This window comes from Armatimonas sp. (assembly GCF_031410135.1).
Taxonomy (GTDB): Bacteria; Armatimonadota; Armatimonadia; order Armatimonadales; family Armatimonadaceae; genus Armatimonas.
This window is the reverse complement of sequence record NZ_JANNYP010000453.1, coordinates 1-9693: the sequence shown is the minus strand read 5'-3', so window position 1 is coordinate 9693 and position 9693 is coordinate 1. Positions and strand designations below refer to the sequence as shown.

Below are 9693 nucleotides of genomic sequence, written 5' to 3'. Positions count from 1 at the left end.
CGATCACGGTGATAGGGTTGAGCAGCCCGTGCTGGCGGATCGAGTCCGCCAAGCCCGCCAGCGCCGCATCGTCCAGCACTTTTCGCGGCTGATCCGCATCTTCGACGATTTTCGTAATCGCAATAAACTTCAGTTCCAAGTATTCTCTCCGGCAATCTATTCTTTTCTGGCAAGCAGATGTTCGCTATTAGACCAGCTTGCCCCCTAACCCCCGCCCAGCGGGGGGACAATAAGGAATTTTCCTTTAATCTCCCCCGTTGGATGGGGGGGAGGAAACTAATAGTATGGGAATTTTTACTCCCAATAAAGTCATCTCCCCGACAACCTTTCGGCTGATCTTGCTCGGGGAGGCGGCGCTCTTTCTGATCCTCTGGCTGGCCTCGCCGTTTAAAGTACTGCCACGCCCCGGTGAAGTGTTCTCGGCGCTGGGTGAGCTCTGGCGGGGAGGGATTGGTCAGGAGCTGATCGTGAGCCTGGGACTGTTTCTGCAGGCACTGGCACTCTCGACCGTGATCTCCATGGGCCTGGCGTATCTCACCGTGATCCCGGTCTTTCGGCCCCTGGCACTGGTTGTTTCTCGCGGGCGCTTTCTCTCGCTGGTGGGCTTCTCGGTGGTCTTTACCCTGATGCTAGGGGGAGACCGGCCCGTAAAACTCGCGATGCTCACACTGGGAATGAGTGTCTTCTTACTGACATCGCTCCTCTCGATCATCGCCGAGATTCCTCGGTCCCAGTACGACTACGCCCGCACGCTCCGGCTCTCCGAGTGGCGCGTGGTCTGGGAGGTGGTGATCCGGGGGACGATAGACAAGGTCTTCGATGCCGTGCGCCAGAACGCCGCGATTGCCTGGACACTTCTTCCTATGGTCGAGGCGCTCTATCGTAGTGAGGGCGGCCTCGGCGTGGCACTGGACATTCAGCGCAAGTACTTCCACATGGACAAGGTCTTTGCGATCCAGATCCTCGTGCTCTGTGTCGGGCTCTTTCAAGACTATGCCATCGGCCTGATCCGGCAGATTTTCTGCCCCTGGGCCGATCTCAATAAAGAGCGGAGCGACGCATGAGTACAGCCTATGAAATTCGGGAGACGCTGCTTAAGATCGAGAGCATCTCCCATAGCTACAATGGTCGCCCGATCTTAAAAGATGTCAATGCGGAGATTAAAAATGTCCATGTTCCCGGACGTGAGCAAGGCCAGATAGTCGGGCTTCTCGGGCCATCGGGAGTGGGGAAAACGACGCTCTTTCGCATCCTCGCGGGGCTGATGGAGCCCACAAGCGGGAAAGTCTCCCTTGGAGCCGAGGGGCTTCCGGTGAAGCGCGGAACGGTCGGTGTGGTGGCGCAGGACTACCCCCTCTTTGCCCACCGCACCGTTCTCTCGAATCTCCTGGTCGCCACGGACAACGATGCCGCAAAAGCCATGAACCTGCTGGAGCGCTTTGGGATGGGCGAGCACGCCAAGAAATACCCCATCCAGCTCTCCGGCGGCCAGCGCCAACGCGTCGCCATTGCCCAGCAGCTCCTCTGCTCCGAGTTTTTAGTTCTCATGGACGAGCCGTTCTCCGGCCTTGATCCGGTTGCCGTCCATAATGTCATCAAGCTTCTTGGCGAGGCCGCCGCCGTGGACGAACACAAGACGTTTGTCTTAGTAACCCACGATATTGAGGCGGCTGTCGAGACCTGCGACACGCTCTGGCTCCTGGGCCGAGATCGCGATGAAAAAGGCCAGCCGATTCCCGGAGCCCGTGTCCAGAAAGTCTTTGATCTGATGGAGCGCGGCCTTGCGTGGCGCGAGGGAATCACCGGCGACCCGGAGTATTTACGTGTCCTCGCCGAGCTTCAGGACCTCTTCCCCAAGCTGTAGCAGGAAAATCGGCTTTGTCTGTGGAACTCAGACTGTATGAAGCGACGATATTTTCTAATGATGGCAGCCTTGGGGGCACTGACGCTCACCGGGTGCCCGAGCAACAACACACCCACCACAGGCGGCGACAAGCCCACAGCCGATGCTCCCAAGTCCGATGTGAAGATCGGGTTCGTGGTGAAAGACTCCGCCGAGCCCTGGTTCCAGACCGAGTGGAAGTTCGCCGATGAAGCCGCGAAAAAATATGGCTTCACGCTGATCAAGATCGAGGCCAAAGACGCCGAGGGCGTGGACAGCGCGATCAACAATATCGCGACTCAGGGCGCTCAGGGACTGATTATCTGCACCCCAGACACCAAGCTGGGCGCGACCATTGTGGCCAAGTGCAAAGAGAAAAACCTCAAGCTGCTCACCGTGGACGACCGCTTGCTTGGTCCCGATAGCAAGCCCCTCACCGATGTGGCTTACTTAGGTATCTCCGCCTCGGAGATTGGCAAGGGCGTGGGAGTCGCCCTCGCCGACGAAGCCAAGAAGCGCGGCTGGAACCTGGCGGAAGTCGGAGCGGCGGTGCTGACGGTAGACGAGATCGAGTCCTGTAAGCAGCGCACGGATGGCGCGAGTGAGTCCTTAAAAGCGGCGGGCCTGCCGGAGAAGAACTTCTTTCTCAGCGCCTGGAAGAAGCCCCAGCAGATGGAGACGGCGGTCAATGCGGCCAATATTATCCTCACCCAGCACCCCGAGATCAAGCACTGGGTCGCGTACTCGTCCAACGATGATGGCGTACTGGGCTTTGTCCGCGCCACCGAGCAAAAATCCATCGCGCCCGAGAACGTGATCGGGATCGGCATCAACGGCACCAGCGGCAAGGACGACCTCAAGAAAGCCAAGACCGGCTTCCACGCCTCGATGCTGCTCTCCGCGCGCACCCACGGTTTCTCGACGGCGGAGGCGATGTACAACTGGATCAAGGACGGCAAAGAGCCCGCCAAAGAGACCTATACCAAGGGCACGCTGATTGATCGTGCTAACTTCGTCGCCAAGCTTAAAGAGGAAGGCATCGAGTAGCCACCCCGGTTAGAGCGGGATGGCTAAAGAGCCTTCGGCTACAAAGGGCGTTCCGCCCATAGGGAATGCATTATGGCCGGAACGGCCTTCGTAGCGCGAAGCGCTCTCAAGTCCCGCCGCTCCAACCGGCGGGACACGATAAATCATGCTCGAATTCCAGAATCTCTCGAAAGCCTTTCCGGGCGTCCAAGCGCTCTCGGAGGTCTCGTTCTCGGCTTCGGGGTGCAGTGTCCATGCGCTCTGTGGCGAGAATGGGGCAGGCAAGTCCACGCTGCTCAAGATTCTCTCCGGGATGTACAAGCCCGACACGGGGCAGCTTGTGCTGGAGGGCAAGCCACTGCGCTTTGGCTCGCCGTTTCATGCGATCCAAGCCGGGATTGCGGTGATCTACCAGGAGCTACACTTGGTTCCTGAGATGACCGTGGCGGAGAATGTCTTTTTGGGGCACTTGCCGTCAAAAACCGGCTGGGTGGATAATCGAGAGTTGGTCGCCCAGACTGTTGGTAAGCTGGAGGAGCTGGGAATCGCGCTTGATCCCAACACAAAAGTAGGCGATCTCTCGCTGGCGCAGCGGCAGATGGTTGAGATAGCCAAGGCCCTTTCCAGAGATGCCAAAGTGATCGCTTTTGATGAGCCGACCAGCTCACTCTCGGCACGGGAAGTGGAGACGCTCTTTGCGATTATCGAGAAGCTCAAGCGCCAGGAGAAAGCGATTCTCTATGTCTCGCACCGCATGGATGAGATTTTTGCGATCTGCGACACCGTAACGGTGTTGCGCGACGGCAAGCACATCGAGACGGTTCCAAGCGCTCAGACCGATGCGGCAGGCGTGGTCAAGAGCATGGTTGGTCGCGATATCTCCGACATCTACGGCTGGCGGCCACGCAGTGTGGGAGCAATCGCACTAGAAAGCCATGGCCTCACCGTGCGCGGCGGCGAGATTTTGGGGATATTTGGCTTAGTGGGAGCGGGGCGCACGGAGCTACTCAAAGAGATCTACGCCAACCCAGCGCAGAGCATTAAAAATGGCATCTGCCTCTGCCCCGAGGATCGCAAGAAAGAGGGCATTGTCTCCGTGCGTTCGGTGGCGGAGAACATCAATCTCTCCGCGCGGCGGCGGTTCTCCAAGCTCGGCTTCTGGATCAACGAGCCTGCGGAGCGCGAGAATGCGACCCAGCAAGTCGAGGCGATGCGGGTCAAGACTCCGAACCTAGAGCAGCAGATCGGCTTGCTCTCGGGGGGGAATCAGCAGAAAGCGATTCTGGGGCGCTGGCTGAGCGAGGATGTCAAAGTGCTCCTTCTTGATGAGCCGACGCGCGGCATTGACGTGGGAGCAAAGCGTGAGATCTATGACATTTTGTACGATCTATCTGAGCGAGGAGTGGGAGTGGTAATGGTGTCTTCAGACTTGCCCGAGGTACTGGGCGTGGCAGACCGGGTGCTTGTCATGCGCCAAGGCGTGATCTCAGCGGAGTTTTCGCGCGAGGAAGCCACGCCGGAGAAGTGCTTGGCTGCGGCGTTGCCGACCTCTCCGAATCCCTCCTCCCCCAGCCCCTCCTCCCAATCCTGGGAGGAGGGGAGTGAGGGGAGCCATAGCCCCCAACCCCACCTAGTCTCCCCCTCTCCCAATCCTCCTCCCAGGATTGGGAGGAGGGGGCCGGGGGGAGGAGGGTCATGAAAAAACTCTGGCAGAACAATGGGATGCTCCTGGTCTGTGCCCTGCTCTTTCTGGTGCTCTCCTTTACGGTCCCTAACTTCGCCACGGTGGAGAACGCCAAGGGCCTGACGATGTCGGTCACCACGGTCGGGATCGTGGCGTGCACGATGCTCTTTTGCCTTGCCGCAGGCGACTTCGATCTCTCCGTGGGCTCGGTCGTGGCGCTGGCCGGGGTCGTGGCGGCGCTGGTGATCAACAAGACGGGCAATATCGCGCTAGCGATTGCGATTCCTGTGGCGCTGGGCTTTGGAGTTGGAGCGATCAATGGCTTTGTGATCGCGCGGCTGGGGATCAATGCGCTGATTACCACGCTGGCGACGATGCAGATTGTCCGTGGCTTTGCCCGCCTGCTCGCCGATGGCTCGTCCATTGGGATCAGCAACGAAGCGTTTGGTAAGCTGGGGCAGTACAAGCTCCTGGAGTTCCAGTCGCCAGTCTGGGTGATGGTGCTGTGCTTTGTGGTCTTTGGCCTGCTGCTCAATAAAACTATCTACGGGCGCAACACGCTGGCCATTGGAGGTAACTCCGAGGCGGCGCGGCTCTCCGGGGTGAATGTCGTGCGGACCAAGATCCTGATCTTCGCAGTGCAGGGCGCGGTGGCGGCGCTGGCGGGCGTGCTCCTTGCCTCGCGCGTGTCATCGGGGCAGCCCAACACGAGTGAGGGGCTGGAGCTCCAAGTGATCTCCGGCTGCGTCCTCGGAGGCGTCTCGCTCACCGGGGGCGTGGGCACCATCAGCGGGATGATCGTGGGGGTCTTTATCATGGGCGCGGTGCAGAACGCCATGAACCTGCTCAATATCCCGACCTTCTGGCAGCTCGTGGCCAGCGGCGCGATTCTCTTGGCCGCCGTGCTTCTCGACAAGCTCAAGAACCGAAAAAACGTTTGAAGCGCTGAATCCACTTGTCTCGAACCCACCCGCCTCGTCCCTCGGCATCCTCCGTCAGGGCAGGCAGGGTTTGGGTCGGTAGCGGCAGGTTTGCACTTTCCACACTCGCCATCGCGGTGAGCGGGAGGTCTTTGAGGTGGGCCGTCGCTTGGTCTAGCTGGGTAATAATTTCCCGGAGAGCACGCCGTTTTTGGGGCAACATAAAGAACTTTCGGGCCTCTTGTTCCAGCCGGGGAAGCACCTGACGCATGGCTGGCTGTGGGTTGCGCTTGGCCATTCCAACGGCGCACTGGAGCAGATAAGTGCCCCCCGCTTGGTCTTCCCAGAGCGCAAAAAGCACGAGAAACGGCACCAGCACCCCCGCGCCTTGGAGATGGAGTGCTTTGTGCCCCGCCCGAACGACGAACTGCGAGCGGTCTGCCAGTGCGAGCGCAATCAGCGCCTGGCTCTGCTCCGTTTTATGCTCGCCCAGCGCCCGCACCGCCTCGGCTCGCACGTGTCGCCAGGAGTCGGCCAGCAAGACCCACCCGAGAAACGCCACAGAGTCTGGCTGCGTGCCGTGGCTTCGCACCGCCTCCTGGCGCTCTTTATGCTCCTTCTTCGCCCCCCGCAGATGCGGCTCGCAGGCCATCCGCCACGCCTCGTCCAGCTTTGGCTTTCCCTCCACCAGCACCACGCCGTGCTCCTCCAGAAACCTTGCCGTCTTGGGGCAGCGGCGCAGGTCAACCATGAGAAACTTCCTCATCAGCAGGCAACGGCAGATTCTCAGTGTTTTTCGGCGCATCTGCAACTAAAGGAAGATCTTTCCACTGTTGCGTTTTTTCTTCAATGACCTTTCGGACATCATCAAACTCTTGAGGTTTTGTGGAGAAGAGTCCACGTTTTAAATAAGGCAGTGCATCACGAAGTTGTCGTGATGGCTGATGATTTGCAAGCCATCTTAGTCCTTCTGCTGCAATCAGTGAAATTTCTTTTCCTTTTATCAGGATATCAGGCTGACCTTCACTATTTACTGATTTCCATGCAAAACACGGGAGAAATAGAATCAAGGCAGGAATACTCTCTGCCTTTTTCATACTACTTAAATTTTTAACTAAAACAAGAAGGGCATGATTAAGCAAAGACTCTCTTGGATGTTTTTCCCAAAGCTGAATAACTCCACTAATAATTCTTGGGTCATGACTACCAATTGCCGCCATCGCACAAGCGGCATGAATTCGAGCAGGTAAAATACATCGGTAAAGTGCTTCATCTAAGTAAGGAATAGCAGTGTTTCCCAGTTCAACAAGCTTTCCTAATGCAATTAACTGCTGACTATAATCAGAGCTTTCAAGGTTTTCAATTAATCGTACAATCGGGTCATTTATCATGATGAAGCTTCCTCATTGGCAGGTAAAGGCAGGTCTTTTTTTTCTACAGGCGCTTCTGCAACCAGTGGCAAGTCTTTCCACTGCTGTGTTTTCTCTTCGATAATCTTTCGGGCCGCGCTAAAGCTTTCCGGTGACCCGACCCATATATTGCGCTTTAGGTGAGGAAGTGCCTCGCGGAGCTGGCGTGTCGGCTGTCGGTAGGCAAGCCTTCCGAGTGCGTCTGCGGCGATATCCGCGACATCCGTTCCCCGAGTCGATTGTGCGTTACCTCCCTCAAGATAGGTGGCGTATTTATGGCACTCCAGAAGCCCAATGAGTGCGGAGATACTCTCCGGCGTTGAATTTTGTGCGAGTTTCTTGGCAAGGTTGATGAGTGCCTATCCTGTAAATAGCCGCTTTCGGGCGGCGTTCCTCGGGCATTTTCATGCTTCAAGGTGAACCCCGTTCATGGCGTCTGGTTTGTAAAGGGATCACCGAGGTTCTTTTTCCACACCTTCACGAGGACGCGCACGCTCTCAGGGTTGGGGCTACCAATTCCTGCCAGTATGGAAATAAGTGGAACACGGACATAGGGAATGGCTGCATCCAGCGCCTCAATGAGAGCGGGCACTGCTACCTCACCCGACTCCACCAAGCGCCCCATCGCGATCAGTTGATTGCCGTAGTCTGCGTCTCTGAGCTGCTTGATCCATTTTTCTATCTCTTCATCTGCCATCATTCGTTGGGTTCGCTTTCGTTGCTTGCGGGGCGGGGGAGATTCTCTGTCGTCTCTTGCGGCGCATCGGCGACCAGCGGCAGATCTTTCCACTGCTTGGTGGCCTCTTCGATGACTTTGCGGGCTTCTTTGAAGTCTGCGGGAAGCGGTGCCCAGAGGGACTTGAGCCACTTGAGGGCTCCACGAAGCTGCGGAGTGGGGTGAGTGTGGGCGAGTGTCTCTAGCGCTTTTGCGGCGGCGATGGCGGCGGACTGGGTCTGGGCATCGAAGCGCAGGTGCTGGATAAGGGCGATCAGCTGGGGAATCTCGGTGGACGTGGGGCGCTCGGCAAGGTGACGGGCAAGCACGGGCAGGGCTTTGTTGACCGACTCCAGGATATCCATGTCGAGAGTTTTGCGGAGCTTGAGGAGCGGCTCTACGGCACGCGCATCGCCGACTTGCCCCAGTGCCTCGACCGCTCGATAGCGTGCTAGGGGGCTATCGAGGCTCAGCGCCTCCAGAAGCGCGGGAACGGCGTCCCTTCCCAGTCCGATCAGCTTGGCCGTCGCCGCCTCACGAAGCGTGTGGTTACTGGAGCGCAGGGTCTGGATCAGGCCCGGAATATCGTCGGGCGTGGCGGTCGTTGTGGCTTTTGGGGCGGCCATTGACGGCGCTACCCAGCCGGGTGAGTAGTTTCGAGTGGACTGAACAAGCCCTCGGTAAAAAATTTCCTGTTGTCCCGCGCCCGTAAGGCTCTGGTAGCCAGAGATGCCCAGAAAGTTTCTCGCTTGCAGAACCAGATCGTACTCTGGGGTGTAGCGTTTCGGAGAATTTGGCTGGTAGTGTGTCGGCTCAGGTTTCCAGTATGCCAGGAACTGCACAACATCCATATTGTTCTCACCTCCTCGTAGCAAAAGGCGGGCGACGGGCAAGATTCCTCGCTCATCACCGAGCCGTGAGAGAGCCGAGGCGGCCCGGAGTACGGCGATAATTCCCTGCTGCTCCACGACAGCGATCAGCGAGGCAATGGCGGCCTCTCCCAGCTCCACAAGCGCATCCTCGGCCTTGCGCCGCTCGCTGTACTCGCTATGATTGAGCCGTGCAATCAGAAAGGAAATACTCTCGTCACTCATGGGTTTCTTTTTCTGCGGGGAGTGGCAGGTTCTCGACCATCTGCGGAGAACTCGCGGTGAGAGGCAGGTTGGTGAGCTTCAGTGCCGCTTTTAGCTGTCGCCGCAAGGGGCCAAACTCCAGCGGGGCGGCGGGTGCCAAAAAGCCCGATTGCAGATACGGCAGTGCCGCCGCGATCTCCTGAAGCGGGTCTCGTTCTGCCATCCGAGCCAGTACCTCCGCCACGAGAACTGCGATTCGAGGGCGAGCAAAGCGAAATTCTTTCAGGATCTCCACCAGCGCCGCAATGCAAGCCGCATCCCCTCGCCGCTCCAAGCTCTTGATCAGCCCCAGAAGAGGGTTTACAAAGGTGGGCTCCGTTCCTATCTGCGCCAGGTTGATGAGTGTGGGCACTGCCCGTGGATCGCCTAGCTCGACGAGCAGTGCAGCGAGATTCAGAAGCAGCTCCATTCGGACAGGGTGTGTCTGTAGGGTCGCTTCGTCGTAGGCATCGAGAACGACGGGTACTGCTAGTTCGGCGTACTGTTGCACGATAAGAGTGCGATACTCATCGCGCGTCTGTGGGCCGATTCCCTCCTGGTACTTGCGCACCAGCTCCTTCAGCTCCGCGTGACTCTCAGCCATGACTGTCTTCCCTGTTGCGTGTCGGGATCGGTAAATCCTCCTGTGTGCTCGGCTGGGTGGCAGGAATCGGCAGGTCACTTTGGAGTGCTTTTTTCAGCTTGCGGCGGATGCGCAGAAACGAGAACGGGATTCCCCAGAAACCCTCAAAATACGGTAGGACATCGGCCAGCTCGGGCGTGGGATTGGTCTCGATAAGCTTTTCGACGGCGCGTCCGGCCAGATTCAAAAACGCATGCCGCCCTCGTGCCCGCTGGAGCAGGGTGAGGATATAGGGTATATCCTCGGGGTTTACCTGCTCGATAAAATCTTGACTATCGGTAGTTTGTTGACTTGGGCAAGGC

At 58.1% G+C, this 9693-nt stretch carries 12 protein-coding genes; 5 read left to right on the top strand and 7 right to left on the bottom strand.

Annotation, left to right across the window (positions count from 1 at the left end):
* Positions 1–139 (bottom strand): ParB N-terminal domain-containing protein (locus tag RMO15_RS33335; protein ID WP_369016130.1); only part of this gene is annotated, 139 nt, incomplete at its 3' end.
* A gap of 145 nt (positions 140–284) precedes the next feature.
* Between RMO15_RS33335 and RMO15_RS16780 the strand changes: the two genes are divergently transcribed.
* The 5 genes from RMO15_RS16780 to araH all read left to right on the top strand — a co-directional run bounded on the left by RMO15_RS16780 (position 285) and on the right by araH (position 5533).
* A complete protein-coding gene (locus RMO15_RS16780) occupies positions 285–1064 on the top strand; it encodes an ABC transporter permease subunit (protein WP_309714597.1) in 780 nt (259 codons plus the stop codon).
* Complete coding sequence (locus RMO15_RS16775) at positions 1061–1864, top strand: ATP-binding cassette domain-containing protein (protein ID WP_309714596.1); 804 nt, start codon at positions 1061–1063, stop codon at positions 1862–1864. Before RMO15_RS16780 ends, RMO15_RS16775 begins: the two co-directional genes overlap by 4 nt.
* 36 nt (positions 1865–1900) lie before the next feature.
* Positions 1901–2929 (top strand): substrate-binding domain-containing protein, encoded by a 1029-nt coding sequence (locus RMO15_RS16770; RefSeq protein ID WP_309714595.1) that lies wholly within the window; start codon positions 1901–1903, stop codon positions 2927–2929.
* A 145-nt stretch (positions 2930–3074) separates the two neighbouring features.
* On the top strand, positions 3075–4607 hold the full coding sequence (locus RMO15_RS16765) for an ATP-binding cassette domain-containing protein (protein ID WP_309714594.1): 1533 nt from the start codon (positions 3075–3077) through the stop codon (positions 4605–4607).
* Positions 4604–5533: an L-arabinose ABC transporter permease AraH gene (gene araH / locus RMO15_RS16760; RefSeq protein WP_309714593.1), complete on the top strand. Its 930-nt coding sequence runs from the start codon at positions 4604–4606 to the stop codon at positions 5531–5533. Before RMO15_RS16765 ends, araH begins: the two co-directional genes overlap by 4 nt.
* Here the strand turns inward: araH and RMO15_RS16755 are convergent.
* The 6 genes from RMO15_RS16755 to RMO15_RS16730 form a co-directional block, all read right to left on the bottom strand.
* Complete coding sequence (locus RMO15_RS16755) at positions 5511–6263, bottom strand: HEAT repeat domain-containing protein (protein ID WP_309714592.1); 753 nt, start codon at positions 6261–6263, stop codon at positions 5511–5513. The two genes, araH and RMO15_RS16755, sit on opposite strands and share 23 nt — an antisense overlap.
* A complete protein-coding gene (locus tag RMO15_RS16750) occupies positions 6256–6903 on the bottom strand; it encodes a hypothetical protein (protein ID WP_309714591.1) in 648 nt (215 codons plus the stop codon). The genes RMO15_RS16755 and RMO15_RS16750 overlap by 8 nt, the downstream gene beginning before the upstream one ends.
* Positions 6904–7348: 445 nt before the next feature.
* Entirely contained in the window at positions 7349–7621 is a 273-nt protein-coding gene (locus RMO15_RS16745) for a hypothetical protein (RefSeq protein ID WP_309714590.1), read from the bottom strand.
* Complete coding sequence (locus RMO15_RS16740; RefSeq protein ID WP_309714589.1) at positions 7618–8730, bottom strand: HEAT repeat domain-containing protein; 1113 nt, start codon at positions 8728–8730, stop codon at positions 7618–7620. Before RMO15_RS16740 ends, RMO15_RS16745 begins: the two co-directional genes overlap by 4 nt.
* The gene (locus RMO15_RS16735; RefSeq protein WP_309714588.1) at positions 8723–9352 is read right to left on the bottom strand and encodes a hypothetical protein; all 630 of its coding nucleotides are present in this window, start codon (positions 9350–9352) and stop codon (positions 8723–8725) included. Before RMO15_RS16735 ends, RMO15_RS16740 begins: the two co-directional genes overlap by 8 nt.
* Positions 9345–9693: hypothetical protein (locus tag RMO15_RS16730; RefSeq protein WP_309714587.1), on the bottom strand; the 349-nt coding region annotated here is incomplete at its 5' end. The genes RMO15_RS16735 and RMO15_RS16730, both read right to left, overlap by 8 nt.

Excerpts from the sequence above, each read along its gene's own strand:
- RMO15_RS16735 (WP_309714588.1), bottom strand. The coding sequence starts at position 9,352 with ATGGCTGAGAGTCACGCGGAGCTGAAGGAGCTGGTGCGCAAGTACCAG.
- RMO15_RS16780 (WP_309714597.1), top strand. The coding sequence starts at position 285 with ATGGGAATTTTTACTCCCAATAAAGTCATCTCCCCGACAACCTTTCGG.
- RMO15_RS16750 (WP_309714591.1), bottom strand. The coding sequence starts at position 6,903 with ATGATAAATGACCCGATTGTACGATTAATTGAAAACCTTGAAAGCTCT.
- RMO15_RS16740 (WP_309714589.1), bottom strand. The coding sequence starts at position 8,730 with ATGAGTGACGAGAGTATTTCCTTTCTGATTGCACGGCTCAATCATAGC.
- araH (WP_309714593.1), top strand. The coding sequence starts at position 4,604 with ATGAAAAAACTCTGGCAGAACAATGGGATGCTCCTGGTCTGTGCCCTG.
- RMO15_RS16745 (WP_309714590.1), bottom strand. The coding sequence starts at position 7,621 with ATGATGGCAGATGAAGAGATAGAAAAATGGATCAAGCAGCTCAGAGAC.
- RMO15_RS16765 (WP_309714594.1), top strand. The coding sequence starts at position 3,075 with ATGCTCGAATTCCAGAATCTCTCGAAAGCCTTTCCGGGCGTCCAAGCG.
- RMO15_RS16755 (WP_309714592.1), bottom strand. The coding sequence starts at position 6,263 with ATGGTTGACCTGCGCCGCTGCCCCAAGACGGCAAGGTTTCTGGAGGAG.
- RMO15_RS16770 (WP_309714595.1), top strand. The coding sequence starts at position 1,901 with ATGAAGCGACGATATTTTCTAATGATGGCAGCCTTGGGGGCACTGACG.
- RMO15_RS16775 (WP_309714596.1), top strand. The coding sequence starts at position 1,061 with ATGAGTACAGCCTATGAAATTCGGGAGACGCTGCTTAAGATCGAGAGC.